The sequence below is a fragment of the Actinoallomurus sp. NPDC050550 genome, assembly GCF_040655075.1.
GTDB lineage: Bacteria > Actinomycetota > Actinomycetes > Streptosporangiales > Streptosporangiaceae > Actinoallomurus.
In genome coordinates this window covers 1-23,281 of record NZ_JBFAJC010000075.1, presented here as the reverse complement: position 1 = coordinate 23,281, position 23,281 = coordinate 1, and the positions used below count along the sequence as shown (strand labels likewise).

The window sequence follows — 23,281 nt, the reverse complement described above, 5'->3', positions numbered from 1 at the left end:
GGCCGACGCCGGCGGGGCCGGTGCGGCCCGGTGTCATGAGGAATCGAGGAAAGTTTTACTACATGTAGTTTTACTACCTATGTTCGGACAGTAGCATTGCTACGTATGAGCGCACAAGCACTGAAGGGCCATCTGGACGGCATGCTGCTGGCCGCGCTGGACGACGGTCCACGTCACGGCTATGCGGTCATGGAGGCGCTGCGGGTCGGCAGCGGTGGGCGGTTCGACCTGCCCACCGGCACGATCTACCCGGCGCTGCGCCGCCTGGAACGGGCCGGATTCGTGCGCGCGACCTGGTCGGAGGAGGGCGGCCGGCGCAGGCGGGTGTACGAACTCACCCCGAGTGGCCGCCGGACGCTCGAGGCCGAACGGCACGCCTGGCGGGAGTTCTCCGCCGCCGTCACCGCCCTGCTCGGTCCACAGCAACGGCCGGTGACACCATGACCGGTCCGGGCGGTCCCCTGGGGCTTCCGGAGGACGTCATCGGGACCTACCTGGCCGAGACCTCCGTCAGGTTGATCGGCCCGGCCAGAGCGCGCCGCGACATCCTGGACGAGCTGGCCGCCGGGCTCGCCGACGCCGCCGATGCGCACGCCGACGCCGGGATGGACCCCGTTCACGCCGCCCACGCGGCCGTCACCGAATTCGGCAACCCGGATCAGGTCGCCGACGGATTCCGTGGCGAACTCGCCGCCGCCCAGGCCCGCCGGACCGCGCTCACCGTGCTGACGGCCGGTCCGCTGATCGGCGCTCTGTGGGTGGGCGCGGCTCTGGCCGGCGGCATCGCTGCCCGGCCCACCGCGCCCTGGCACTGGGCCGGTATCCCCACCGGAGCCCGGCCGGCCGTCCACCTGGCCGTGGTCGCCCTCGCGATCGCCATCGCCGGCACCCTGTTCACCCTGGCCACCACCGGACGGCTTGCCCGGTGGCTGCCCGCCCGTCCCCTCGCCACCGCGACCATCGCCGTCGGCGGCACCGTCCCCATCGACATCACCCTGGTCACCCTGCTCGCCGCCCAGGCGGCCGGCGCACCCGGCCGGTTCGCCGCACTCCCGGCGGCAGCGGCGGCGGCCGCCAGCCTCACCCGGCTGGCCTTCACCGTCCGCGCGGCCCGCACCTGCCTCCTCGTTCGAGGCGGTGGCCGGCCGACGCGGCACCGACCCGATGGGTGAGCGCGCCCGGTCACCCGGTCAGGGGCATCTCCGACAGCCTCTCTGGCCGTACAAGACGATGGTCCGGCCCGCTGATCGCGGGCCGGACCATCGTCTTTCCGATCGTTGTCAGGCGGCCAGGGGGGCGTCCATGCGCTGGGCCATCTCGCGCATGCGCCGCAGGGCTGCCAGCTCCATCTGCCGGACCCGCTCGGCGGACACGCCCAGGCGGGTCGCGATCTCCCGGCGGCTGTGCTCGGTGCCGTCCTCCAGGCCGAACCGCGCCCGCAGCACGACGGCCTCACGCGGCTCGAGGCGCTCCAGCATGTCGTCGATGATCTCCAGCTGGACGCTCGCCATGGCCGATTCCTCGGGCGAGGGCGTGGTCTCGTCGGCGAGGAGGTCGCCGAGCGAGGTCTCCTCGTCCTCACCGACGACGGCGTCGAGGCTCGCGGGTGTACGGTCCCAGCGGTCCAGCTCGCCGATGCGCTCCACCGGCAGGTCGAGCTCGGCGGCCAGCTCGTCGTCGGTCGGCTCCGAACCGGTCAGCAGGACCAGCTCACGGCGGGCCTTGCGCAGCCGGTTGACGTCGGTGTGCACCGCGCCCGGCAGCCGTACGGACCGGGACGAGTTGGCCAGCGCCCGGCCGATGGCCTGCCGGATCCACCACGTCGCATAGGTGGAGAACTTGAAACCCCGGCGCGGGTCGAAGCCCTCGACGGCCCGGATCAGGCCGATCGTGCCCTCCTGGATCAGGTCGAGCAGGCTCAGGCCGTCCGTGGGGTAGCGCCGGGCCACGCTGACGACCAGGCGGAGGTTGGCCAGGATGAACCGGTCCTTCGCGGCGTCGCCGCGCGCCGCGATCTCTTCGAGCTCCTCGCGGGTCGCGCCGTCCGGGAAGGTCTCCTCGTCGAGGTGGTTGTGGGCGAGCAGCCCGGCCTCCATGGCCAGGGCGAGCTCGATCTCCTCTTCGGCGTTCAAAAGTGGCGTGGCGGCGATTTCATCCAAGTAGGCCCCCAGCAGATCGCCGTCGGCCGCCCGCCCAGGCCGCCTGACGCGCCTGCTGTCATTCGTGGTCGCCGCCATGGCCACCTCGCTCTCACATCGAATCCCAAACGGATCAACGCGAATGTGCCCTCTGCTGTTCCGCGATACCCGATTGCGGGCACCCTCAACATGACAGAGAGCACCCGCGGTGTTCCCGCGAGTGCTCTGTGCCGTGGTGCGTAGCGGCGACCGTGGTGTGCGAGGTCTCAGGCGCGGACGGCCTGGATCTCCAGCTGGAGGTCGACCTTGTCGCCGAGGAGGGCCTTCTGGCCGCCGGGCAGCGGCACGTTGAACTCGATGCCCCAGTCCTTGCGGTTGATGGAGGCGGTGGCGCTGAAGCCGGCGCGCGTGCCGCCCCACGGGTCCTCGCCGACGCCGTTGAACTCGACCTCGAGGGTGACCGGCTGGGAGATGCCCTTGATCGTGAGCTCGCCGTCGACGAGGTTCGTGTCGCCCTCGACGCGGACGCCCTTGGTCTGGAACGTCATCGACGGGTGGTTCTCGACGTCGAGGATGTCGGAGCCCCGGACGTGGTTGTCGCGGTCGGCGTTCCGGGTGTCGATCGACCCGAGCTTGATCTCGGCGGTGGCGGTGGAGGCCTGCACGTCCTCGGCGATCTCGACGGAGCCCGAGAACTCGGTGAACGAGCCGCGCACCTTGGTCATGAGGTGGCGGATGGTGAAGGTGACCTCGGAGTGGGCCGGGTCGATGTTCCAGGTGCCCGCGGTCAGTCCCAGGTCGGTGGCGGTGACGCTCATGGTCGCTCCTGTGCTTGAATGTTCAACGAGTAGTGATGGGGAGTTTAGTTGAAACTTCAACTGAACACAACCCCGGCTCCCGGAAACGAACTGCGCCAGGATGCCGTCGGGGTTCCTACCGGCGGTGCTCGTCTTCGCGGCGGATGGCCGGGCCGAACAGATCCTCGCTCGTTCTCGGCGTCTGGAGCGCGTCGAAGGCGTCCAGGAGTCTTCGCTCTTCCCACTGGAAGTGGGATTCGAGGATCGCGGTCAGCCCGTCGAGCTCCCGCCGTACCGGCTCGGCGTTGTCCGGTGTCAGCGTCGTGAGGAGTTCTCGCAGTCTGCGGAGGATGTCGGCGACCAGCCGGTGATCCCGCCGCAGTTCTTCCAGCACCGGGATCAGCTCGGGGAACTGCTCGCCGAGGGCCGGGAACCCCGTGGTGTCCTCGCTGGTGTGGTGCCGGGTCAGTGCCTGGCAGAAGGCCGTGCAGTGCACCCGCAGCGGAGTGGGGGACTGTGCGGTGTCGCTGCCGGCGTAGGCGGCGATCTCTTCGCGGAGTCGCGCCAGCTCGGCACGGAGCCACTGGTGAACCTCGGCCAGCTGCCCGCCGAGAGACCGTGCCCGGTCCTCTGGAGCGCCCGCGTGAAACGGAGTGGACTTAGCGTACGAATCAGGCATGAATCACTTTCGATCAAGGAGAACACGGCCGCCTGGACCCGCGATGTGGTCGGGCGGCGATGAAGGTTGGACCGCGGTAGGGGGCCGGTCGGGCCCCGGCGCCCCTTAGTGGGACCGAAGGCGTGGACGCATGGCGGTCTCCTTGATCACGATGCCTCCATGCCGACGCCGTCCACCTGGCGCCGACACGCGGCACGAGCAATGGATCTACCACGGTGCCGTCGCAGGGGTCAACGCCGGCCGCGGCCTGGATCCGGTCAGCGGCCTTCGCCGGCCTCGATGTTGTCCAATACGGCGGCGAGCAGGCCGGGGAACCGTGCCTCGAACTCCTCTGTGCGCAGTCGGGCGCTCTGCCGCTGCCCTTCGTGGGTGCGGCGGAGCAGTCCGCACTCGCGCAGGATCCGGAAATGGTGGGACGCGTTGGACTTGCTGATCCCCAGCTCACGGTAGATCGCTGAGCACTCGGTCTCTCCATTGCGGGAGAGCAGGTCGACGATCCGCAGGCGCAGCGGGTCGCTGAGGCCGTTCAACGCGGCTGCCAGCGTCACATCCGTCGGGTCGGCATGAAAAGCGTCACGCATGCCTCCAAGATAGTCCAATGGTTCAAAGATCGTTGTACCGTTGGACTCATGTCCACACTGAACCCCCGGATCTACCTGCTCGCCCTGGGCACCTTCACCGTCGGGACGGAGGGCTACGTGATCGCGGGCGTGCTGCCCGCCGTGGCCCGCGACATGCACACCTCCGTCGCCGTTTGCGGCCAACTGGTCACGATCTTCGCCGTGGCGTACGCCTTGGGCGGGCCACCGCTGATCAGGCTGTTCCACGATGTCCCGCCGAAGCGGTTGCTGATCGGTGCCGCTGTGTTCTTCGCGGCGGCGAACCTGCTCGCCGCGCTGGCGCCCGACATCGCCGTGCTCATCACCGCACGGATCCTCGCGGCCGCGGGTGCGGCCCTGTTCCTGGCGCCAGCCGCCGCCGCGGCCGCCGCTCTGACCGCGCCCGCACTGCTGCCCCGGGCGATCTCGGTCACCGCTACCGGCAATGCCCTGGCGCTGACTGCGGGCGCACCGATCGGCACGATGATCGGGTCCACGTTCGGCTGGCGAACCTCTTTCCTCTTCGTCACCGGGCTCGCCATCCTCAGCGCGGTTCTCATGGGGGCCTTCCTGCCCGAGGTGCCGGTGTCCCGCGCTCCGGCCGGCGGTCGGCTCGCGCTGCTGGGCCACCGGGCCGTCCAACGGGCACTGGCGACCACGTTCGGGCTGTTCCTGGCTTCTTACACCGTCTACACGTATTTGTCCTCGGTCATGAGGACCGCGACCGGGGCGGGCAGTGTCGGCGTCGCCGCACTGATGGTCGTCTTCGGTGCCGGCGGACTCATCGGCGGCCGAGTGATCGGACACCTCATCGCCCGATACTCCTTGGCCCCGGTGCTGCGGCTCGCGTTGCTCACCGTTGCCGTGATGATCGCCCTAGTCGCCCTGCTGACCGGCATTCACGTGCATACGGCGGTCGGCACCGCCGTCGCCTTCCCGATCATGCTCGTCTTCGGGGCGGCCTGGTGGTCCGGTGGCATCAGCCAGCAGACCCGCCTGGTCACCCTCGCCCCCGACCAGCGTTCGCTCGCCCTCGGCCTGCACTTCTCCGCCCAGTTCCTCGGCGTCGCGACGGCGGGCGCCGTTGGCGGCATCGCCCTCGCGACCTCCGGTCCGATCGCCGTCCCCATCGTCGGCGGCGCCATCGCCATCGCCGCGATCGCGACCGTCGAACACCTCCCCACCCGCCCGCCACAGGGCCAAGACCGCCTCAGCGGCGTGTTGCCCGAGTAGCCGTCGGCGAGGATCGCGTGACCCTCTCAGGGGGCAGGTGGCCATGTGCCGGCCTGAGCGTCGGCGCCGGACTTCGTGAAGTAGGCGGCGGTCTCCGCGTCCGCCGGGTAGTACGACTCGATCGCGACCTCGTCCAGTGTGATGTCCATCGGGGTTCCGAACGTGGTGATGGTCGAGAACAGCCGCAGTTCTCGTCCGCCGAAGCGAAAGATCATCGAGGTCACGACCTCGGAGTCGATTGGGTGGCTCGCGTCCTCGGAATCGGGTGCCAGCAGTTCCTCGTAGAGCGCGGTCAGTTCGGCGTCGGGGGCAATGGCGAGCTGACGCCGGATCCGGGTACGAAGAGCCGCACGCGCCTCGGCCAGATTGACGATCTGAGGAGCGAGCCCGCGCGGGTCCAGTCCCAGCCGCACCATGTTGATCGGCGGCCGCAGCAGGTCGGGGGCAACGTCCGTGAAGAACGGGTCGACAGCGCGATTGGTCATCACGATGTTCCATCGGCGATCGAGGACCAGCGCCGGGTACGGCTCGTGTGCGCGGAGCACCCTCTCGACCGCGTCCCAGGCCGCCGACATCGCGCCTGGGTCGAGTTGCCGTTCGGCGTACCGGGGTGCGAAACCGGCGGCGAGCAACAGCCGGTTGCGTTCACGCAACGGCACATCGAGCTGATCCGCCAGCCGGAGGACCATGTCGGCGCTCGGGTTGGACTTGCCTGTTTCCACCAGGCTGACGTGACGAGCTGAGACGCCGGCGGCGATCGCGAGGTCGAGTTGGCTGATTCGCCGGCGATGCCGCCACTGCCGCAACAGCTCCCCGACCGTGTGCATGATCATCGATGCTACTCATCGTGGAGAGGTGCGCCATGAAATCCGAGTTCATCGACAACCCTCGCAACGGCGGAAACACTGCCGCCATGACCACAGAGAACAAGAGCACCGTCCAACGGGCGCTGGCGGAACTGGTCGAGACGGGCGACGTCGACGCGCTCGGGGCGTTGCTGAGCGACGGCTTCGTCCATCACCGGCCGGATTCCACCTCGTCGACCAAGACGGAATGGCTCGCCGCCGTACGCTCCGCGCTCATCCCGCTCGCCGACATGCAAGTCGAGGTCCATCACGTGCTCGCCGACGGTGATCACGTCGTGATGTACTCGCGGCGCCGGCTTCCCGGCGCCGGGCCGGGGATCGCGGTCGTCGATATCTGGCGGTTCGACGATGGGCTGATCGCCGAAGCGTGGGAGATCATCGAGCCGGTGGCCCAGGCGACCGCCAATCTGGCGTGGTGGGAATCCGCTGATCACTGATCTGGCCGACTCCTCGTCATAGGTGTGGGCGCAGGGCGACCTGGCGTTGCCGAGCGGGAGATGATCAGGCCGTGACCGGCTGTACCTCCTGGGCGGCCCGCGCATCGTAGGCGTCGCGGGCGTCCAGGACGGCATTGATGTTGTCCTCGGACCAGGCGCGGATCGCGTGCATCAGCGCGGTGACGCTCTCGCCCAGCTCGGTGGCCGCGTATTCGACCTTAGGCGGAATGGTCGGGTAGACCGTGCGGGTGACCAGGCCGTCTCGCTCCAGGGTACGTAGGGTCTGGGTGAGCATCTTCTGAGTGACGCCGTCCAGGCGGCGCCGCAGCTCGCCAAAGCGGATCGGGCCGCCGGACAGTGCGCCCATGACCAGCATGGTCCACTTGTTGGCGAGTACGTCCAGGATCTGGCGGGAGGGGCAGGCAGCCAGATAGGCATCCGCGCCGCCGTAGAAGCGCAGGTTGTCGGTAGTACCCATGAGGTACCTATATACCTTTGAAGTGCCTTCTGTTCAACGGGTACCGCCCTGCCGAGGATAGGGACATCCCAAACGACCCTGCGAACAGGAGTGCATGACGATGCGTGCGATCACCCAGAAGACCTTTGGCGGCCCCGAGGTGCTGGAGCTCGTCGACCTGCCCAAGCCGGCACCTGGACCGACGCAGGTGCTGGTCCGAGTCAGGGCGACCAGCGTCAACCCCGTCGAACTGTTCGTCCGTTCCGGCGCCTTCCCGTTGCTGGGCGAGCCGCCTTTCGTCCTTGGCTGGGACGTCTCCGGGGTGGTCGAGCAGGTCGATCCGGGGGTGCACCGGTTCAAGGTCGGCGACGAGGTCTACGGGATGCCGTACTTCCCGGCCGCGGCCGGGGCGAACGCCGAGTATCTGGTTGCTCCCGCACGGCAGCTGGCTCGCAAGCCCGCTGGGATCAGCCACGAGGAGGCCGCGGCGCTACCGCTGGTCGGCCTGACCGCCTGGCACGCACTGGTGGAGATCGCGCAGCTGCGGCCAGGGCAACGGGCACTGATCCACGGTGCGGGCGGCGGGCTCGGGCACGTCGCGGTGCAGCTGGCCAAGCACCTCGGCGCAGAGGTGATTGGCACGGCGAGCGCGGCCAAGCACGACTTCCTGCGCGGGTTGGGCGTGGATCAGCTGATCGACTACCGGACCCAGGACTACACCGAAGTGCTCCGGGACGCGCCGGTGGACGTGGTGTTGGAGACCCAGGGCGGCGGGAACGCCGAGCGTTCCTTCGGCGTGCTGCGGCAGGGCGGCGTGCTGGTGACGGCGGTGGAGCGACTTAGCACCACCCTGCCGGAGCTGGCGGAGCAGTCCGGCGTACGCTTCGCAGCGGTCGGCGTGGAGCCGGACCCGGCCGGCCTAGAGGCACTGACCGAGCTGGTCGAGGCGGGGAGGCTTCGGGTCCACTTGCAGCAGGTGTTCCCGCTGGAGAGGTTGCCCGAGGCACACGAGGTGCTGGCTGGCGGCAGTGTGCAGGGCAAGCTTGCGATCGCGATCTGAAAAGGCGGTGCCGTGGGCCCTTCTCCTTGCCGTGCCGTTGGCGCTCGTGGCGCACGCCGCCATCAACTTCTTCCGCCTGAAACCGAGGCTGTCGGGGGTCGGTTCCGGCCGCCCGAACATTGTGTGAGGGCTGACGGGGGTCACGGCGACTGCCGGATCGCAGAGGCGCGGCCGTGTGTCAGCGGGGGCGGCCGTGGGCGCGGAGTTCGAGTAGCTCAGGGGCCAGGACGACGATGGTGCGGCGTTGGAGTTCGATCAGCCCGTCGCGCTGTAGCCGGGCCAGAGCGCGGTTGATCGTCACGCGTGTGACCCCCAGCAGGTCGGCGAGGGCCTGCTGGCTGCCGGGCAGAGGTACGCGGCGGCCTGGAGCGGCGGCCGCCTGGTCCAGCAGCCAGGCCGACAGCCGAGCATCGGTGGGCAGCGTGGCCGTCGCCGTCAGGCGCTCCTGCTGTCGTCGCGCGTATCCGGCGAGCGTCCGCAGCACGTGGGTCCGCACCGCGGACACGTCGTCGACGAGGGCCAGGAAACGGTCGCGCGGCAGGCCTCGTACGACGCAGGGCGCGAGCGTGGTCAGGGTGGCGGTATGTCCTCCGCCGTCGATCACGGCGATCTTGTCCAGCGCGCAGGGCGCCGTCCAGTCCCCGAAGCGGATGACCCGCCCGGCGGCCGTCGTGGTCGTGGCGGCCACCCGGCCGTGCAACAGCAGCAGGAGGTGGCTGGCGGGATCGCCCGCGTTGCGCAGGACCTGCCCGGCCGACACCGCGTGCGGTGCGGAGTCGTGCCACACCTGCCGCAACCTCGCATCCGAGAGCGAGGCCAGCAACGGTACGGCGCTCAGCGACCGCCACTGCTCAGGTGTATCGACCGATACAGACGTGGTCACGCCGACGAACGTACCGTCGGCCGCATGCTGATCGTCGAACTCGCCTTCACCGAACACCCCGAACGGCTCGCCGCCCGTCCCGCCCACCGGCAGTTCCTGGCTCGCCTGCACGCCGACGGGCGGCTCATCGCCGCCGGACCGTGGGCGGACGACAGCGGCGCGATGCTGATCTTCGACGTCGACCGTCCGGGACTGGACGCGATCATGGACGCCGACCTCTACTACAACACCCCGGGCGTGCGAGTGCACGACGTCCGAGAGTGGACTCCGATCGTCGGACCGAACGCTTCGTGACCACAGAATCCCCCGCCCTTGGCTCCGGTGTTTCAAGGGCGGGGGACGCTCGGGGGATTACACGCTGTGGTCGACCGTGGTGACCTCGACGCATTCGCCGCCGTTCTGTCCACTGCGGCTCGACTTGCGCCAGTCGGCGTTGCTCAGGTCCATCGTTCCTCCGCCGTCCTTCGGATGAACTCGATCGACTCGTGTTGGGGCATGGCGTGCGCTTTGATGGATTCCCATGCTTCGGAGAGGATCGCCAGGTCGTCCCGGCTACTCGTGACGATTCCTCTCACGGCTGTCTCCACGTAGCCCACGTCGTTCCCGTCCACGGTCGCGATGGTGAACGTTCCCATGCATCGGGGGTTCACGGCCGAGCGTACAACTTGGATCGTGAGCCGAGGAGAGGCCGCATCGGCTAGCGCCATGAGCTGGTCGTACATGACTTTGGCTCCGCCGCATTCCCGGTGGAGCGCAGCCTCGTCGATCACGAAGTACAGAGCGGGCGGCGTTTCCCGCTGCCTGATCGCCTGCCGCTCCATCCGTGCGGCGACCGCGGGTTCGTCGTCCGGAAGCAATGCGCGGGCGTAGTCCACCGTCTGGAGCAGCCCGGGGACGAGAGCGAGCGCGAACGACCGTACGACCGTGGCCTTCTTCTCCTCTTCCAGCCAGGGGCGGAACCAGCCCGGTAGGGATTCGCGGTCGAGTTGGTCGTACACGGCCATGAGGGCGCCGCGGGGGAGGCTCAGGGCCTCTTCGATCGAGAGGACCTGTTCGCTGCGGGGGCGGAGTTGGCCGGTTTCGAGGTTGCTGAGCCAGCCGTCGGAGTAGCCGAGGCGGTTGGCGAGGTCCTTTTGGAGTATTCCGGACGCGTCCCGATAAGTGCGTACGAGGCGTCCGAGAGTGATGAGCGTCGGGCTCGAAGATCTGCCCATGACACCCCTTTCGTCGGATTTAACAGTGCTCCACGCCTCTCTGACGTGGCTTGCACGCATTGGCTCTGCCGCCGATATCGCTTTCAGCGTACGGCCTATTGGCCATTCTGGGGACTGAAATCAGCGACTTAGGAGCCGCCATGACCTCGCCGGACGAGCTCATGCGCGCCGTCGACGGGTTCCGGAGTGCTCTCGATTCGATTGGTGTCGGAGGAGCGTCGGTGGCGGCGGACCTCACTCTTCTGGATCGTCTCGTACGGCGATATCCGGAGGCGGCTCGCAAGAGCCTGGAACTGTACGACGTCGCCATTCGCGAACGTCCTCGCAGAGGAAGGTAATGATCATTGAAATCGTGGGAGGAGAAGTGGCGGCCGTTCGGCGGCCGGGTGGCCGAAAAACGACCCGGCATGTTGCGGTGGGAGCGCCGCTTCGCCGGAACGCCCGACCAGGTGGGCGCCGCCCGTACGTTCGTGACACAGCTGTTCGCCGACGTGCCCATCGCCGACAATGCGGCGTGGGTCACCGGTGAACTCGCCACCAACGCCATCCGTCACTCGGCGTCCGGCCGTCCCAAGGGGACGTTCACCGTCGCGCTGTACCGCTGGCCCACGTTCGGCGAGATCCACGTCATCGACGCCGGCGGGCCGAAGGAGCCTCGGCTTCCGGAGCGGGACCCGGTCGAGACCGCCCTCGCCGAAGAGAGTGACCTGCCGGAGAGCGGGCTCGGCCTGTACGGCATCGGCGCCCTCGCCGGCCGGTACGGCACGTACCGGCACCGAGACGGCAGCCGCGTCGTCTGGGCCCGGTTGAGGTTCGCGGCATAAGGCATACCGGGGTGCTCCACTGCCCCCGGCCCTGACCGTCAGCGGCGCGGCGCGACCACTCCGGTGCCGGTGCGGACGTAGAGCATCTCGTCGGCGGGCAGCACCGCCGGCGGGATGGTGGCGATCAGGCGGGTACGACGGCGGTGTCGGGCTTGCGGAGGCATGCGCTTGGCCCTGCCTTGAGGGAGCCCGTTGCCGTCGCGGGTGGGTCTCACGTCTTCGTCCGTCGGGTCGACCCGTGGTCGTCGCGGCGACGATGGAATATCGCGCGGTACTCGCTCGGCCGTCGGCCCGTGTGTCTGGCAAAGATGCCACTGAACGCCCCGGGGTCGCGATACCCGACGTCGGCCGCGATGCTGGCGATGGTCCTGTCCGTCGTCTCCAGCAGGTGTCTGGCTCGACGCACCCGGACCGTCTGCAGGTACGCGAGCGGTGTCTCGCCGGCTTCGTCGCCGAAGCGACGGAGCAGGGTTCTCGTGCTCACGTGGAACTCCTGGGCGAGGGCGGGCAGGTCATAGCGAGCGCTGAGGTTCTGGTCGAGCCACCGCTTGACGCTGAGCGAGAACTCCCTGCCCAGAGTGGGTATGAGCCCCGAGTCGACATAGGGAGCCTGGGTGGAGCGTGCGTCATCGACAAGCGCGATACGCGCGGTGCTACGGGCGACGCCGGGGCCGTTATGCTCGCGGATGAACTGCAGTGCGAAGTCGTACATGGAGCTGAAGGCCGCTGTGGTCGTCACCCCTCGGTCGGTCACGACCAAGCTCTCCGGGCGGAGGTGCACGTCGGTGTACCGGCGGGCGAACCGGTCCGCGAACAACCAGGATGTGGTCGCTTCGCGCCCGCCGAGCAACCCGGCTTCAGCGACGAGGAAGGCGCCCACGCAAATCGATACGACAGCGGTGCCCGAGGCCGCCTGCGACCGAATCGAGGCTACTTCCGGTCCCAGGCTCGCGAGTGTCGCGTCGAGATCGAGCGTGGGCGAAAGCTCGAAGCCCGGCACGATCAGTACGTCTACCGGGCGTACCGCCGAGACGTCGAGGACCGAGCCGCCGGACGCGATCACGCGCTGCCGGGGCGAGATGACCGACGTCTCGTACGCCGGCTGAACCGACCCTTGCGCCGCGGCGACGTGAGTGGCCATCGCCAGGAGGTCGGGGACTCCGAACACCTCGGACGCGAAGCAGCCGGGGTAGGCCAGCACACCAACTCGCAGCGGACTCATGCGGCCCTCCGGCGCCGTTGAACGAGTGGCGATATTACCGGGATGCTTGGCGATGCCGCCGCTTCTCCGGGGGGCGGCCACTCAGCATCATCTCGGTCATGACAACCATGCGAGGACCGAGCGACCCCTTGGACGATTTCTCGCGGAGAGTCGTCAGCGTCGATGACGTCGACAAGACCGTGTACGTTGCCGGGTCGGGACCAGCCGTCATCCTCATGCCCGAGATGCCGGGTATCAGCCCTGACGTCGCGCGGCTCGCGCGTTGGGTGCGTGATGCCGGCTTCTCCGTTTACCTGCCCTCTCTTTTCGGCGTCGACGGCGCCTATCCGCTCGCCGAGGCACGCGAGACCATCGTTCGACGCGCGTGCGTCAGCGCCGAGTTTCGAGCGTTCGCCGGTGGCGGCACCAGCCCAGTCGTCACATGGCTGCGCGGCCTTGCTCGCCTGGCGCACACCGAGTGTGGTGGGCCTGGCGTCGGTGCCGTCGGGCTGTGTTTCACCGGCAACTTCGCCTTGACGATGGCGCTCGAACCCGCCGTCATAGCGCCAGTGGTCAACCATCCGTCGCTTCCGCTCGACGACCCAGGCGGTCTGGAGATCAGCGACGAAGACGCCGCCGCTGTGGCCGAACGCGTAGCGCGAGACGGATTGAAGGTTCTCGCCTACCGCTTCGACAGCGACAAGTGGTGCACCGGCCAGCGGTTCGCGGCTTACCGAGCGCTACTCGGGGACGCATTCGACGGCCGCGTACTCAGAGCCGAGACGGCGAACACGAACCCTCCACCCTTCTTCCGTGACGTCGTCGGTTGTGCCCACAGCGTCGTCACGGCGCACCTCGTCGACCAGGAGGGTCACCCCACCATCCAGGCCCGGAATGAAATCATCGCCTTCCTGGCCGAGCGGCTCGGGACGCGGCCGGGATGAACTTTCGGGGCTCCGGCACCTGGCGAGCGCCCGCCGCGCGAACGTTCTACGAGTTGGACCAGGTGCGGGTGGACAGCACGAGCCGATAACCGTCCGGGTCCTGGAGGGTCACGCCCCAGGTGTCCCAGTACGGGTTGTGCGCGGGTACCCGCTTTCCGCCGTGCTGTTCGAGCCGTTCCACCAGGGAGTCGGGCACGGGTTCGCCGAGGTAGATCACCAGCAGGTCCTCGGGAGTCGGCCGGGGATCTATCGGGGCGGCGGGGTCGTGGACGAGTTCGAGGTGCCAGGCGGCATCGGGCCAGCCGACCATGAGAAGCGAGTGCTGTCCAGGAGTGCCGTCCGACTCATGCCGGAACAGGACATCGAGGCCGAGACCCGAGATCCAGAAGCGTTCCGCGGCCCGCAGGTCACGTGACGGGCGGGCGATGCGCACATGAGCCTTGGCGTCAGCCGGCATCGTGTTACCTCCTGGTGAGCGCGGACCTGGGTGGCCTCAGCCTAGAGAGCAAGCGATCATGCGCCCATCGGACGCTGGTCCTAGGACGTTCGGAACAGAACGGCGTAGACCCGCATCAGGCCGGCTCACCGTCCGCGCGCGGTGCCGGCCTGGCTCCGGCGGCGACGCGCGAATGTAGCGCGGTCAGCACCCCGGCGACCGCCGCGCCGGACAGGCCGAGGGCCTCGTCTCCGAGCGTGTCCCGGTAGATGCCGACCGTCTCCGGGGTGCCCATGATGAAGGTGAGGTACTCGGCCAGTTCCCACAGGATCGCGGCGATGGCACCGAGCCCGGTGACGCACAGCGCGAGCACGAACGGCGGCAGCACCGGTCCGCGCCGGAGCGCGGCGCCCACCGCGGCGCCGAGCAGCGCCCAGTTGCCGAAGTGGCACGCGTCGTCGAACCAGCTCACGCTGTCGTACAGGTCGGCGGCGTTGCCCGCGACGTCGATGACGAAGGGAGCGACGAGGAGGACGTCCACGTCCCAGGGGTAACGGACCGGACCGCGCAGACGCCGCCACACCGCCCAGACCGCCGGTACGAGCAGTGCCACGAGGGGATAGGCGATGGCGCGGGTGCCCATGGCCTTGTCGGCGAAGCGGTCCCAGCCGCGATGTGTGAGCGCGAACAGCAGCAGCGCGGCCAGCGCCGCCTTCAACGCGAGCGAGGAGGCGCGCCAGTATCGATCCGTGCCAGAGCCGATCAGCCTCATGCGGCTCAGTATCGCGGTCTAGGGTGGTTGAACGTGACGATGGAACGGTGGGCGTTGGGCGGCGACCTGAGCGTCGCGAGGATCGGGTATGGCACGATGAAGCTGACCGGTTGGCCGCGGGGCGACCGGCCGGACCGGGAGACGGCCCTCGCCGTGCTGCGCCGGGCCGTGGAGCTCGGCGTGAACCACCTGGACACCTCGAACTACTACTCACGTGACGGCGTGGCGGCCAACGAGCTGATCCGGGAGGCGCTGCATCCCTACCCGGACGATCTGGTGATCGTGACCAAGGTGGGGGCGCTGGTCGAGGGTTCCGACATCGCCCTGCCCGCGGCGGAGAAGACCGGGCTCACGCCCGACGACCTGCGCCGTGGCGTGGAGGCGAACCTGCGGTCGCTCGGCGTGGACCGCCTGGACGTGGTGAACCTGCGGATAGGCGACCTCGACCGTTCCGAGACGCCCATCGCCGGGCCACTGGAAGCGCTGCGAGCTCTGAGCGAAGAAGGCCTGATCCGCCACCTGGGCGTCTCCAACGTCACCGCCGCGGAGTTCGAGCAGGCCCGCGCGATCGCGCCGATCGCCTGCGTGCAGAACCTCTACAACCTCTCTCAGCGCGACGACGATCCCATGGTCGACGCCTGTGCGGAGGCGGGCATCGCGTACGTGCCCTTCTTTCCGGTCGGCGGCTTCCAGCCGATCACGGCCGAGCGCCTGGAGGCCGTCGCCGCCCGGCACGGGGCGACCGTGCCGCAGGTCGCTCTGGCCTGGCTGCTGGCCCGGTCGCCGAACATCCTGCCGATCCCCGGCACCGGCTCGCCGGCGCACCTGGAGGAGAACATCGCCGCCGCCGCGCTGAAGCTGAGCCCGGCGGACCTCGCGGAGCTCGGGTAAGGACCAGCCGGTCCTCAGCCTTGGGTGGGCCGGGTCGCCAGTCGTTCGCCCAGTTCGACCTGCGCGGTCGCGATGACGGCGGCCGGGTCGTCGGCGGGTCGCAGGCCGAAGTTCTCGTCCAGCCAGGACAGGAACTTCTCGCGCTTAGAAGCAGGTTCGCAGGGGCGAAGGCCCACTCGGGTCTCGTCGCACCAGATCTCGGTGTCCCTGAGGCCGCCGATCAGTCGGTAGAACTCTCGGACGTTGCGGGCGACGACATGGGCGCCCGCCGTGGCTCCCAGCGCCACGATGGAACTCCGCCGCGACGACCTCGCGTGATCGCTGTTCCACTTCCTTGGATCTGGAACAGTCTGCCAGGCGGCGGCCACGGCCCCCCAGAAAACGGACACCGATGGACGCCTGGCGTTCCAGAAGTCGTTCCACAGCAGTCGTCCCGGAAAAGAGTACGGAGACGACTTCCGGTACGATCCCGGGTATGCGAACCGGCGCCGATCACCCTCAGCGCGGTCTCGAACTCGGCTACGCTCGCGTGTCCACCACCAAGCAGTCCCTGGAACGGCAACTCGACGCGCTGGCTGCCGCCGGGATCCCAGACACCCGGATCTACGCCGACAAGAAGACCGGTACCACGGTGGAACGCGACGGCCTCACCCAACTGCTGGCCTACGCACGGCCGGGCGACACGATCGTGGTCCACACCCTCGACCGTATCGGCCGCAACCTCCGCGAAGTGCTCAACCTCGTCCACGACCTCGCCGAACGCGGCATCGGCGTCCGTTCCCTGGCCGACCCGCTCCCGATCAACACCACCGATGAGGGCATGGGGCGGATCGCGTTCCTGCTGCTGGCGCTGTTCGCTGAGATGGAACGGACCTTCACCGCCGAACGCGCTGCACACGCCCGGGCCGTCGCCGAGGCCAACAACAGGCACATCGGCCGGCCCCTCGCCCACCCCGCCGAAAAGATCGAATACGCCCGGCTCCTCAAGGCCCAGGGCGACTCGCTCGGGCAGATCGCCGCCAAAACCGGCATCCCCAAGACATCACTGCACCGCTACCTCACCGACACTCTCCAGGAAGCCTGACCATGGCAGCCTACGCAGCAGCCCTCCCCGTCCTGGCTTGCGTGCTCCTGGTCCTGGCCGGACTCGAACGCACCTGGATCCACGTCACCGGCCACGGGATCCTGCCCTGGCTACGCAGACGCTCCGGCACCCCTGTGTCCGCCACAGGATTCGACGAATTCACTGCCATCTTCCAGGGCAGCAAACGCACCGAACTGCAGCACCGCCAGATCGAACTCGTCCTACGCGACGACGACAGCGACGGTGCGCCACCCGGCAACCGGGTCGACCTCGACCAGGGCATTGCCTTCATCACCAAACCGAGCCCGGGCCACGATGCGAACTGAGGACGACCCGGCACGGTGGCCGGCTTACGGCACCTGCGCGTGCACCGCGGCGTACGGGCTAATGAAGCTCGCCCAAGCCCTCGGCTCCGATGTCCTGGTTGACAAAGAGCCGATGAGGCCGGACCTCCGAGTGCAGATGCTAGCCCGCGACGGGTGGTTCGTCGCCAGCTACTGGCTCATGTTCGCCGCCGCGATCATCGGCGTTCTGCTGGCGCTCGCCACCGTCCAGCCCTGGGGGCGGCGCTTGCCGCGCCGTCTGCTGCTCATCACGACCTGGACACTGGGCGTCTTGATGATCCTGCGCTCGATCGGCCCCATCGGATTCGGCTTGCTCGGCGACACCATGGTCCTGACCGGCCTGCGCCCACCACCTGCCGAACACGCCGAACTGGCTCGCCACCTCGCCACATGGGACCTGACGCTTTGGTCACCCTTCTTCCTGATCTGGGGCGCCCTCTGGACCACGACCGCCTGGTCCTTCACCCGCACCAAGACACAGAGGCAACCGGCCCTGCTCCCCGCCAGATAGCGCCGAAGACTTCCGACCATTCACCAGCGGTCACGCACGTGCACAGGAGTTCGGAAATCCGTGCAAGCGACGTCGGAAATCGACACGGGACACCATAGCGACCAGCACCGACACCATCCAGAAACCCACGTCCAGAAACTCTATGCCGCACGGGGCCGAAACGACGGGCTTCTCTACTTTGGGGCTTGGTCACGCTCGGGAGCAGGACGCCGACCAGTAGCGACCGATTTTTGGGCGGTCAGCGGATGAAGGGCGTGGCCGGGTCGGGGATCTCGGACAGGAGGCGGCGGGTGGTGGACAGGCCCCAGTCGTCGAGGTCGGCGATCCGGTCGGAGGACGCGCGCAGGCCGCCGTACCGTTCGACGGTGCGGGCCCACTCCTCGCGGCGTTCCACCGCCGGGCGGGCGATCAGGCAGTCCGGGTCGTTCACCCAGAACCGGCCGTGCTGCCAAGCCCGTCCGACCGTGGTCGTCGTGGCGGCGCGCTGCGACGGGCGGGACATGTCCCCTTCGGCTGGCTCGTGCGCGGGGTCGACGTCGGGGGAGACGCGCATGGCGTCGACCAGGCCGACGCTCGGCAGGATCGGCGCCCCGCAGCCGAGCAGGTACGCGTCCGGCCCCACCGCCTCGCGGATCACGGTCAGGCCGTGCCGGTAGGCGTCGAGGTCGCCGAGCGCACCCGCGTACCCGAAGTCGAGCTTGAAGTAGTCGAAGCCGTACGACCGGAGCGTCCCGAAGATCTCCCGTAGGTGGTCCTCGGCGCGTTCGATGTCGAGTCCCCGCAGGTCCTGGTCCCAGTTGTGGCCGGCGTCGCCGGTCAGCCAGTCGGGGCGGACACGGGAGAGGCGGCTGCGCGCGCCGACGAGGAACGGCGCGATCCAGATGCCGGGCCGCCGTCCGGCCTGGCGGATGCGGTCGGCCAGCCGTTCGAGCGAGGTGAACCGGCCGGAGTAGGCGAGCCAGTCGCCGATCTCGGCCTGCCAGCCGTCGTCGATCTGGATGACCTCCACGGGCAGGTCGTGCCTCCCGATGGCATCGAGGTTCTCCAGGACGTCGTCCTCGGTGACCGCGCCGAAGTAGTGGTACCAGGAGCACCACGCCGTGGGCGGCCGACGGGGGGTGACCGCCCCCGCGCGGGCGGCGAAGCCGTCCGCCCACGCGGCGAGCGCCGACTCGATCGATCCCTCGTGGACCGTCTCCTCGATCTCGCCGTCCGCCTCGACGTGGAGAGCGCCGTCGGCGTACGTCGCCCGGATCGACGGGACCTCCGTACGGCCGTCGGGCGCGGCGTACACCCGGACCGGGCCGCCGTCGCCCGGGTCGACGGCGAGCAGACCCTCGCCCTGGAATCCCCGCTCCGGGCCGGGGCGGTCGGGGCGCCAGCACATGGTCTGCATCACCGGAAGGACCGGGCGGTGGCTCGTCCCGGTGACGGGGTACGTCGTCGAGGGACTCCAGCTCTGCCAGCCGTGCTCGTACACCCGGCCCTTTTCGGGATCAACCTTTGGTCGCGCCACCGGTGAGACCCTTCACGAAGTGCTTCTGCAGTGCGAGGTAGAAGATCAGCACCGGCAGCGTCGCCAGGAACATCAGGGCGAAGACCGTGCCGAAGTCGGCCTGGTACTGCCCGATGGCCCGGTAGATGCCGGTGGTGATCGTGGTGCCCTGGCCCGGTCCGAGGATGACCAGGGGGTCGATGAAGTCGTTCCAGATCCACACGCCGAGGAAGATCAGCACGCTGGCGGTGGCGGGGCGCAGCAGCGGGAAGACGATGCGCCAGAAGATCTGGAACCGTCCCGCGCCGTCCATCGCCGCGGCCTCCTCCAGCTCGACGGGGATCGAGCGGGTGAAGCCGGTGAAGACGAACACCCCGAACGGCACGTAGTAGCCCACGTTGAACAGCACGAGGCCCTGGATCGTGGTCATCAGGTGCGCGAACCGCAGCACCTGCGTGATCGGGATCAGGATGACCTGCGGCGGGATCATCAGGCCGCACAGCAGGAGCAGGGTGAGCCACCGGCCCCACCGGTTCTTGCTGCGGGCCAGGTAGTGCCCGAGCATCGACGACAGCACGGTCAGGATGAGGATCGACAGCGCCGTGACCAGGATGCTGTTGGTCAGGCTCACCCAGAACAGCCGGTCCGGGCGGGTCAGCACGGCGGTGATGTTGTGCAGCGTCGGCGGGATCGGCAGCGACGCCGGCGACTTGGCGATCTTCGGGCCGGGCTTGATGACGTTGACGCACACGACGTACAGCGGCACGAAGAAGATCGCCGCGACGGCGGTCGCCACGAGCGGCCGGATCGAGCGCCTCACAAACTCACCTCTCGCTTCTGCAGGATCCGCAGGGCGACCGCGGAGGCGACGGCCACGATCAGCAGCATGACGACGGCCATCGCGGACGCGTACCCCTGGCGGTTCGCGTTGAAGCCGGTCTGCAGCACGTTGAAGGCGATCGTCGCGGTGGTGCCGGTGCCCGGACCGCCGTTCGTGATCACCTGGATGTGGTCGAACGCCTTGAAGCCGGTGATCAGCATGACGATCGTGTTGATGGTCAGCGCGGGGGCCAGCAGCGGCCAGGTGATCTTCCGGAACCGCTCGACCGGCCCGGCGCCGTCGATCTGCGCGGCCTCGTGCAGCTCCTGCGGAACGCCCTGCAGCCCGGCCAGGTAGACGACCACGCAGAAGCCCAGCATCTGCCAGGACAGGATCGCGCCCACGGAGTACAGCGCGTACGACGGGTCGGACAGCCAGCCCGGCGGGTGGGAGATGCCCACGCCGCGCAGCGCCTGGTTGATCAGGCCGTCGTCGGCGAGCAGGCGGGTCCAGATGATGCTGACGACGACGGAGCTGAGCACGACGGGCGTGAAGAAGACGCTGCGCAGCGCGTTGTAGAACCAGCCCCGACGGTCGAGCAGGAGGGCCACGCCCAGGCCCAGGACGTTCGGGACGATCACCACGATGAGGGTCAGGATCGTCGTGACCTTCAGCGAGGTGAGGAACTCCGAGTCCGTGAACAGGTCCTTGTAGTTGCTCAGCCCGACGAACCTCGTCTTCGGCCCGAACGGGTTGTAGTTGGTCAGGCTGTAGCCGACGCTGACGGCGATCGGCGCCAGCACGAAGCAGACATAGACCAGCACGCCCGGCGCGCCGAAGGACAGGAAGTGCCACACACGCGGCCAGACCGGCCGCCGGCGGCGGGGGGCCGCCGGCGAGCCGGTCCGCGTGGGCGGACGCGCCACTTCGACCGCCACGTCAGGAGGCCTTCTGCCATTCAGAATCGAGGAACTTTCCGACCTCGGCCGCGCTCTTCTGGCCCGTCACCAGGTCGCCCATCGACGTGCTCCACTTGTCCGAGACGCCGGGCAGCATGCCGTCGTCGCCGGCCTCGAAGCCGAACGCCGGGACCACCGCGTTCTGGGACTCGGCCTGCTTGAACATGTCGTAGCCGGTCTTGAAGACGGGCCCGGAGTTCGCCGGCGGGGTGTACCCCTTGATCGCCGGGAAGAGGCCGTCGTTCTTGGTCGAGGCGTCGAGGTTGGTCTTGTCGAGCTGGTACGCGAGCGCGAACTTCTTGGCCGCGTCCAGGTTCTTGGAGTGCGCGTTGACCAGCAGGCCGCCGCCGGTGAAGGTCGGGACGACGAGCTTGCCGTCGTCAGAGGGCCAGAAGAACTGCCCGATGTCGAAGGAGGGCTTGGTCTTCGGGTCGTCGGCCGCCGCGGCGAACCAGTTGCCCATCGCGTACATCGCGCCCTTGCCGGACAGGAACGCCGACTGGGTCGCGGCGTAGTCCTGCGACAGCATCCGCTTGTCGATGTAGCCCTTGGACGCGAGGTCGGCGAGCTTGCCGGCGGCCTTCACGTAGTCCGGGTCGGCGAACTTCACCTTGCCCGCGCGGCGGTCGTGCATCCAGTTCGGGTTCTTGGCGTACAGGTCCGTGCCGAGGATGCCGGCGAACGTCGGGCCGAGCGCGTCGTGGATGTCCTTGCCGCCGCCGACCACGAACGGCGTGATGCCCTTGGCCTTGAGCTTCGCCGCGTCCGTCATCATCTCGCCGTACGTCTTCGGCGGGGTGGCGATGCCGGCCTTGGCGAACAGGCCCTTGTTGAAGTAGACGACCGGGATCGTCTGGCTGTTGGCCGGGAGCTGGTAGATCTTGCCGTTCACCGCGCCGTTGCTCGGGTAGCTGAAGTCCGTCAGCTCGTTCGGCTGCCAGGCGTACAGGTTGCCGGACTCGGCGAACCCGGCCGGCGAGACGGCGATCATCACATCGGGGAGCTGCCCGGAGGTGAGCAGCTGCTTGGCGTACGCCGTGCGGTCCTGCGTCGGCGAGACCAGCTTCTTCACCGAGATGTCGGGGTACTTGTCGGTGACCCGCTTGATCGCCGCGTCCCAGACCTGCGGGGTCTGGTTCGGCGTCTCGAACACCAGGAACGTGATCTGCTTCTTGCCCTTGCCCCCGCCACCGCCGGAGTCGTCCTTGACCGAGCATCCGGTCATCGCGGCGACGGCGAGCATGGCCGCCGTCCCCAGCGCGATGATTCTCTTCACTGAGTCACCTTTCTCCCGCCAGGACAGCGAAAAGGGGTCGAGACGTCCGACCTCTAGACCCGCTCCGCCCAGAAAAGCTCGCCGGATTCACGACTTGGCACCTATTGGTAGGACCACTTCCTACTTGTGGCGCGGGTCAGTGTCAAGGGTTATTGGAAAGGTCCCTGCTCAATTAGGCCACGTGCCGCCGTCCGGCCGGGCCACCTGCGGCCGTCCGGCCGGGCCACCTGCGGGACGATGGTCGGGGGACGCCGTCATGGCCGGGGAGGAGGTTCGCATGTACGCCGCGGAGCGCCAGCAGGAGATCCTTCACCGCACACGCCAGGCGGGCCGGGTCGACGTCGTCAGCCTGGCCGAGGACATCGGCGTCACGATGGAGACCATCCGCCGCGACCTGACCGTCCTGGAACGCGCGGGCGCCCTGCGCCGCGTGTACGGTGGCGCGATCGCGGTTGAACGCCTGAGCTTCGAACCCGCCCTCGCCGCCCGCGATGAGGTGATGACGACCGAGAAGGAACGCATCGCCAAGGCCGCGCTCGCCGAGCTGCCCGCCGGCGGCTCGATCATCATCGACGCCGGCTCCACCACCCGTCGCCTCGTCCAGGTGCTACCTGTTGATCACGAACTGACCGTGGTCGTCAACTCACCCCCTCTGGCGACCGTTCTGGCGACGCGCTCCAACGTGAACGTGATCATGCTGGGCGGGCGTGTCCGCGGCCGCACGCTGGCGACGGTCGGCGACTGGGCGATGCGGCCGTTGGATCGGCTGCGCGTCGACGTGGCGTTCATCGGCACCAATGGTTGCTCGGCCGAAGCCGGATTGACCACACCGGATCCGGCCGAGGCCGCGATCAAAGAAGCCATGATCAAGGCCGCCGACCGCAGCGTCGTGCTGCTGGACCACACCAAGATCGGAAATGACTACGTGGCCCGGTTCGCCGCTCTGGCCGACGTCAGCGTCTTGATCACCGACACCGGCCTGGCCGCCGACCTAGCCGCCGAACTGGCCGCGGAGGGCCCGGAGGTCATTCGCGTGTGACATGCCGCGGTAGATCCGATTCCGGCGAACCGGCCGAAGCCCAGCAGTATCGAGCCGACCACGAAGGACACCGCCGCGGCGATGAACACACCGGCGAAGACACCGGACCAACCGCCCTTCGGAGTCTCGGCCGCATAAGCGAGGATGCTGCCCGGCGATGCCACGGAGACCAGGCCCGCACCAGTGATCATGAAGGTTCCGATGCCGGCGGCGCCACCGGCCACCGTGGCGAGGATGAGTCGCGGTTTCATCAGGACGTAGGGGAAGTAGATCTCGTGGATGCCGCCGAGGAATTGGATGACGATCGCGGCGGGGACGCTGG

31 protein-coding genes and 1 pseudogene are annotated in these 23,281 nt (G+C 68.6%); 13 read left to right on the top strand and 19 right to left on the bottom strand.

Going from position 1 to position 23,281, the window contains the following annotated elements; all coding sequences use genetic code 11:
* Positions 1–105 precede the first annotated feature (105 nt).
* Positions 106–444, top strand: coding sequence for a helix-turn-helix transcriptional regulator (locus AB0I04_RS49840; RefSeq protein ID WP_360902116.1), 339 nt, complete (start codon positions 106–108; stop codon positions 442–444).
* Positions 441–1,172 (top strand): permease prefix domain 1-containing protein, encoded by a 732-nt coding sequence (locus AB0I04_RS49835; RefSeq protein WP_360902114.1) that lies wholly within the window; start codon positions 441–443, stop codon positions 1,170–1,172. The genes AB0I04_RS49840 and AB0I04_RS49835 overlap by 4 nt, the downstream gene beginning before the upstream one ends.
* Positions 1,173–1,280: 108 nt before the next feature.
* Here AB0I04_RS49835 and AB0I04_RS49830 read toward each other — a convergent pair whose 3' ends face one another.
* From AB0I04_RS49830 to AB0I04_RS49815, 4 genes are all read right to left on the bottom strand, one after another.
* Positions 1,281–2,237, bottom strand: a complete 957-nt coding sequence (locus tag AB0I04_RS49830) for a sigma-70 family RNA polymerase sigma factor (RefSeq protein ID WP_360902111.1) — start codon at positions 2,235–2,237, stop codon at positions 1,281–1,283.
* A gap of 167 nt (positions 2,238–2,404) precedes the next feature.
* A complete protein-coding gene (locus tag AB0I04_RS49825) occupies positions 2,405–2,956 on the bottom strand; it encodes a YceI family protein (protein ID WP_360902108.1) in 552 nt (183 codons plus the stop codon).
* Between the two features lie 115 nt (positions 2,957–3,071).
* On the bottom strand, positions 3,072–3,614 hold the full coding sequence (locus tag AB0I04_RS49820; protein ID WP_360902105.1) for a hemerythrin domain-containing protein: 543 nt from the start codon (positions 3,612–3,614) through the stop codon (positions 3,072–3,074).
* Between the two features lie 257 nt (positions 3,615–3,871).
* A complete protein-coding gene (locus AB0I04_RS49815) occupies positions 3,872–4,195 on the bottom strand; it encodes a metalloregulator ArsR/SmtB family transcription factor (protein WP_360902102.1) in 324 nt (107 codons plus the stop codon).
* Between the two features lie 48 nt (positions 4,196–4,243).
* Here AB0I04_RS49815 and AB0I04_RS49810 point away from each other — a divergent pair, with 48 nt between their 5' ends.
* Positions 4,244–5,446, top strand: a complete 1,203-nt coding sequence (locus AB0I04_RS49810) for an MFS transporter (RefSeq protein WP_360902099.1) — start codon at positions 4,244–4,246, stop codon at positions 5,444–5,446.
* A gap of 26 nt (positions 5,447–5,472) precedes the next feature.
* On the opposite strand, the gene AB0I04_RS49805 is transcribed toward AB0I04_RS49810, so the two are convergent.
* A complete protein-coding gene (locus tag AB0I04_RS49805) occupies positions 5,473–6,273 on the bottom strand; it encodes a helix-turn-helix transcriptional regulator (RefSeq protein ID WP_360902096.1) in 801 nt (266 codons plus the stop codon).
* Between the two features lie 86 nt (positions 6,274–6,359).
* Between AB0I04_RS49805 and AB0I04_RS49800 the strand changes: the two genes are divergently transcribed.
* On the top strand, positions 6,360–6,749 hold the full coding sequence (locus AB0I04_RS49800; protein ID WP_360902093.1) for a nuclear transport factor 2 family protein: 390 nt from the start codon (positions 6,360–6,362) through the stop codon (positions 6,747–6,749).
* A gap of 64 nt (positions 6,750–6,813) precedes the next feature.
* Here the strand turns inward: AB0I04_RS49800 and AB0I04_RS49795 are convergent, their stop codons facing one another.
* Positions 6,814–7,227 carry a helix-turn-helix domain-containing protein gene (locus AB0I04_RS49795; protein WP_360902090.1) on the bottom strand — a complete coding sequence of 138 codons (414 nt, stop codon included), beginning with the start codon at positions 7,225–7,227 and terminating at the stop codon, positions 6,814–6,816.
* A 94-nt stretch (positions 7,228–7,321) separates the two neighbouring features.
* Between AB0I04_RS49795 and AB0I04_RS49790 the strand changes: the two genes are divergently transcribed.
* Positions 7,322–8,266: an NADP-dependent oxidoreductase gene (locus AB0I04_RS49790; protein WP_360902087.1), complete on the top strand. Its 945-nt coding sequence runs from the start codon at positions 7,322–7,324 to the stop codon at positions 8,264–8,266.
* A gap of 178 nt (positions 8,267–8,444) precedes the next feature.
* Here AB0I04_RS49790 and AB0I04_RS49785 read toward each other — a convergent pair whose 3' ends face one another.
* Positions 8,445–9,149: a Crp/Fnr family transcriptional regulator gene (locus AB0I04_RS49785; protein WP_360902084.1), complete on the bottom strand. Its 705-nt coding sequence runs from the start codon at positions 9,147–9,149 to the stop codon at positions 8,445–8,447.
* Positions 9,150–9,173: 24 nt separating this feature from the next.
* Here AB0I04_RS49785 and AB0I04_RS49780 point away from each other — a divergent pair, with 24 nt between their 5' ends.
* Positions 9,174–9,443, top strand: a complete 270-nt coding sequence (locus AB0I04_RS49780; protein ID WP_360902081.1) for a YciI family protein — start codon at positions 9,174–9,176, stop codon at positions 9,441–9,443.
* Between the two features lie 57 nt (positions 9,444–9,500).
* Here AB0I04_RS49780 and AB0I04_RS49775 read toward each other — a convergent pair whose 3' ends face one another.
* Both AB0I04_RS49775 and AB0I04_RS49770 read right to left on the bottom strand, forming a co-directional pair.
* Positions 9,501–9,596, bottom strand: a complete 96-nt coding sequence (locus AB0I04_RS49775) for a DUF397 domain-containing protein (RefSeq protein WP_360902078.1) — start codon at positions 9,594–9,596, stop codon at positions 9,501–9,503.
* Positions 9,587–10,423, bottom strand: coding sequence for a Scr1 family TA system antitoxin-like transcriptional regulator (locus AB0I04_RS49770; protein WP_360902075.1), 837 nt, complete (start codon positions 10,421–10,423; stop codon positions 9,587–9,589). Before AB0I04_RS49770 ends, AB0I04_RS49775 begins: the two co-directional genes overlap by 10 nt.
* 284 nt (positions 10,424–10,707) lie before the next feature.
* Between AB0I04_RS49770 and AB0I04_RS49765 the strand changes: the two genes are divergently transcribed.
* Entirely contained in the window at positions 10,708–11,187 is a 480-nt protein-coding gene (locus tag AB0I04_RS49765; RefSeq protein WP_360902072.1) for an ATP-binding protein, read from the top strand.
* Positions 11,188–11,225: 38 nt separating this feature from the next.
* Here AB0I04_RS49765 and AB0I04_RS49760 read toward each other — a convergent pair whose 3' ends face one another.
* Both AB0I04_RS49760 and AB0I04_RS49755 read right to left on the bottom strand, forming a co-directional pair.
* Entirely contained in the window at positions 11,226–11,402 is a 177-nt protein-coding gene (locus AB0I04_RS49760; protein ID WP_360902069.1) for a hypothetical protein, read from the bottom strand.
* Complete coding sequence (locus AB0I04_RS49755) at positions 11,399–12,409, bottom strand: helix-turn-helix domain-containing protein (protein ID WP_360902066.1); 1,011 nt, start codon at positions 12,407–12,409, stop codon at positions 11,399–11,401. The genes AB0I04_RS49760 and AB0I04_RS49755 overlap by 4 nt, the downstream gene beginning before the upstream one ends.
* A 128-nt stretch (positions 12,410–12,537) precedes the next feature.
* On the opposite strand from AB0I04_RS49755, the gene AB0I04_RS49750 reads away from it, so the two are divergent.
* Positions 12,538–13,332 carry a dienelactone hydrolase family protein gene (locus AB0I04_RS49750; RefSeq protein ID WP_360902063.1) on the top strand — a complete coding sequence of 265 codons (795 nt, stop codon included), beginning with the start codon at positions 12,538–12,540 and terminating at the stop codon, positions 13,330–13,332.
* Between the two features lie 46 nt (positions 13,333–13,378).
* Here AB0I04_RS49750 and AB0I04_RS49745 read toward each other — a convergent pair whose 3' ends face one another.
* Positions 13,379–13,789, bottom strand: coding sequence for a VOC family protein (locus AB0I04_RS49745; RefSeq protein WP_360902060.1), 411 nt, complete (start codon positions 13,787–13,789; stop codon positions 13,379–13,381).
* Positions 13,790–13,904: 115 nt separating this feature from the next.
* Positions 13,905–14,540: a hypothetical protein gene (locus AB0I04_RS49740; RefSeq protein ID WP_360902057.1), complete on the bottom strand. Its 636-nt coding sequence runs from the start codon at positions 14,538–14,540 to the stop codon at positions 13,905–13,907.
* Positions 14,541–14,579: 39 nt separating this feature from the next.
* Here AB0I04_RS49740 and AB0I04_RS49735 point away from each other — a divergent pair, with 39 nt between their 5' ends.
* Positions 14,580–15,431, top strand: coding sequence for an oxidoreductase (locus AB0I04_RS49735; protein WP_360902191.1), 852 nt, complete (start codon positions 14,580–14,582; stop codon positions 15,429–15,431).
* 14 nt (positions 15,432–15,445) lie between these two features.
* On the opposite strand, the gene AB0I04_RS49730 is transcribed toward AB0I04_RS49735, so the two are convergent.
* On the bottom strand, positions 15,446–15,718 hold the full coding sequence (locus AB0I04_RS49730) for a hypothetical protein (protein WP_360902054.1): 273 nt from the start codon (positions 15,716–15,718) through the stop codon (positions 15,446–15,448).
* 188 nt (positions 15,719–15,906) lie between these two features.
* Here AB0I04_RS49730 and AB0I04_RS49725 point away from each other — a divergent pair, with 188 nt between their 5' ends.
* Genes AB0I04_RS49725 through AB0I04_RS49715 form a run of 3 tightly spaced genes read left to right on the top strand, consistent with a single transcriptional unit; the run spans position 15,907 to position 17,370 of the window.
* Positions 15,907–16,515 (top strand): recombinase family protein, encoded by a 609-nt coding sequence (locus AB0I04_RS49725; protein ID WP_360902051.1) that lies wholly within the window; start codon positions 15,907–15,909, stop codon positions 16,513–16,515.
* Positions 16,516–16,517: 2 nt separating this feature from the next.
* A complete protein-coding gene (locus AB0I04_RS49720) occupies positions 16,518–16,841 on the top strand; it encodes a DUF6191 domain-containing protein (RefSeq protein ID WP_360902048.1) in 324 nt (107 codons plus the stop codon).
* Positions 16,831–17,370, top strand: a complete 540-nt coding sequence (locus tag AB0I04_RS49715; protein WP_360902045.1) for a DUF3995 domain-containing protein — start codon at positions 16,831–16,833, stop codon at positions 17,368–17,370. The genes AB0I04_RS49720 and AB0I04_RS49715 overlap by 11 nt, the downstream gene beginning before the upstream one ends.
* A 238-nt stretch (positions 17,371–17,608) precedes the next feature.
* On the opposite strand, the gene AB0I04_RS49710 is transcribed toward AB0I04_RS49715, so the two are convergent.
* From AB0I04_RS49710 to AB0I04_RS49695, 4 genes are read right to left on the bottom strand one after another with little or no spacing between them, the layout of a single operon-like run.
* Entirely contained in the window at positions 17,609–18,886 is a 1,278-nt protein-coding gene (locus AB0I04_RS49710; RefSeq protein WP_360902042.1) for a glycoside hydrolase family 36 protein, read from the bottom strand.
* Complete coding sequence (locus AB0I04_RS49705; RefSeq protein ID WP_360902039.1) at positions 18,867–19,685, bottom strand: carbohydrate ABC transporter permease; 819 nt, start codon at positions 19,683–19,685, stop codon at positions 18,867–18,869. Before AB0I04_RS49705 ends, AB0I04_RS49710 begins: the two co-directional genes overlap by 20 nt.
* Positions 19,682–20,623, bottom strand: a complete 942-nt coding sequence (locus AB0I04_RS49700; protein ID WP_360902036.1) for a sugar ABC transporter permease — start codon at positions 20,621–20,623, stop codon at positions 19,682–19,684. The genes AB0I04_RS49705 and AB0I04_RS49700 overlap by 4 nt, the downstream gene beginning before the upstream one ends.
* A gap of 1 nt (position 20,624) precedes the next feature.
* A complete protein-coding gene (locus AB0I04_RS49695; protein WP_360902033.1) occupies positions 20,625–21,920 on the bottom strand; it encodes an extracellular solute-binding protein in 1,296 nt (431 codons plus the stop codon).
* A 277-nt stretch (positions 21,921–22,197) separates the two neighbouring features.
* Between AB0I04_RS49695 and AB0I04_RS49690 the strand changes: the two genes are divergently transcribed.
* Positions 22,198–22,959: a DeoR/GlpR family DNA-binding transcription regulator gene (locus tag AB0I04_RS49690; RefSeq protein ID WP_360902030.1), complete on the top strand. Its 762-nt coding sequence runs from the start codon at positions 22,198–22,200 to the stop codon at positions 22,957–22,959.
* Here the strand turns inward: AB0I04_RS49690 and AB0I04_RS49685 are convergent.
* A pseudogene (locus AB0I04_RS49685) lies at positions 22,842–23,281 on the bottom strand (hypothetical protein); the annotation flags it as partial. The gene AB0I04_RS49690 and the pseudogene AB0I04_RS49685 overlap by 118 nt on opposite strands.

Bases quoted from the DNA above. Each gene is read 5' to 3' on its own strand.
- AB0I04_RS49810 (WP_360902099.1), top strand. From the start codon at position 4,244: ATGTCCACACTGAACCCCCGGATCTACCTGCTCGCCCTGGGCACCTTC.
- AB0I04_RS49755 (WP_360902066.1), bottom strand. From the start codon at position 12,409: ATGAGTCCGCTGCGAGTTGGTGTGCTGGCCTACCCCGGCTGCTTCGCG.
- AB0I04_RS49820 (WP_360902105.1), bottom strand. From the start codon at position 3,614: ATGCCTGATTCGTACGCTAAGTCCACTCCGTTTCACGCGGGCGCTCCA.
- AB0I04_RS49840 (WP_360902116.1), top strand. From the start codon at position 106: ATGAGCGCACAAGCACTGAAGGGCCATCTGGACGGCATGCTGCTGGCC.
- AB0I04_RS49825 (WP_360902108.1), bottom strand. From the start codon at position 2,956: ATGAGCGTCACCGCCACCGACCTGGGACTGACCGCGGGCACCTGGAAC.
- AB0I04_RS49735 (WP_360902191.1), top strand. From the start codon at position 14,580: ATGGAACGGTGGGCGTTGGGCGGCGACCTGAGCGTCGCGAGGATCGGG.
- AB0I04_RS49780 (WP_360902081.1), top strand. From the start codon at position 9,174: ATGCTGATCGTCGAACTCGCCTTCACCGAACACCCCGAACGGCTCGCC.
- AB0I04_RS49725 (WP_360902051.1), top strand. From the start codon at position 15,907: ATGCGAACCGGCGCCGATCACCCTCAGCGCGGTCTCGAACTCGGCTAC.
- AB0I04_RS49795 (WP_360902090.1), bottom strand. From the start codon at position 7,227: ATGGGTACTACCGACAACCTGCGCTTCTACGGCGGCGCGGATGCCTAT.
- AB0I04_RS49790 (WP_360902087.1), top strand. From the start codon at position 7,322: ATGACGATGCGTGCGATCACCCAGAAGACCTTTGGCGGCCCCGAGGTG.
- AB0I04_RS49715 (WP_360902045.1), top strand. From the start codon at position 16,831: ATGCGAACTGAGGACGACCCGGCACGGTGGCCGGCTTACGGCACCTGC.
- AB0I04_RS49745 (WP_360902060.1), bottom strand. From the start codon at position 13,789: ATGCCGGCTGACGCCAAGGCTCATGTGCGCATCGCCCGCCCGTCACGT.
- AB0I04_RS49815 (WP_360902102.1), bottom strand. From the start codon at position 4,195: ATGCGTGACGCTTTTCATGCCGACCCGACGGATGTGACGCTGGCAGCC.
- AB0I04_RS49830 (WP_360902111.1), bottom strand. From the start codon at position 2,237: ATGGCGGCGACCACGAATGACAGCAGGCGCGTCAGGCGGCCTGGGCGG.
- AB0I04_RS49800 (WP_360902093.1), top strand. From the start codon at position 6,360: ATGACCACAGAGAACAAGAGCACCGTCCAACGGGCGCTGGCGGAACTG.
- AB0I04_RS49835 (WP_360902114.1), top strand. From the start codon at position 441: ATGACCGGTCCGGGCGGTCCCCTGGGGCTTCCGGAGGACGTCATCGGG.
- AB0I04_RS49690 (WP_360902030.1), top strand. From the start codon at position 22,198: ATGTACGCCGCGGAGCGCCAGCAGGAGATCCTTCACCGCACACGCCAG.
- AB0I04_RS49805 (WP_360902096.1), bottom strand. From the start codon at position 6,273: ATGCACACGGTCGGGGAGCTGTTGCGGCAGTGGCGGCATCGCCGGCGA.
- AB0I04_RS49775 (WP_360902078.1), bottom strand. From the start codon at position 9,596: ATGGACCTGAGCAACGCCGACTGGCGCAAGTCGAGCCGCAGTGGACAG.
- AB0I04_RS49770 (WP_360902075.1), bottom strand. From the start codon at position 10,423: ATGCGTGCAAGCCACGTCAGAGAGGCGTGGAGCACTGTTAAATCCGAC.
- AB0I04_RS49740 (WP_360902057.1), bottom strand. From the start codon at position 14,540: ATGAGGCTGATCGGCTCTGGCACGGATCGATACTGGCGCGCCTCCTCG.
- AB0I04_RS49720 (WP_360902048.1), top strand. From the start codon at position 16,518: ATGGCAGCCTACGCAGCAGCCCTCCCCGTCCTGGCTTGCGTGCTCCTG.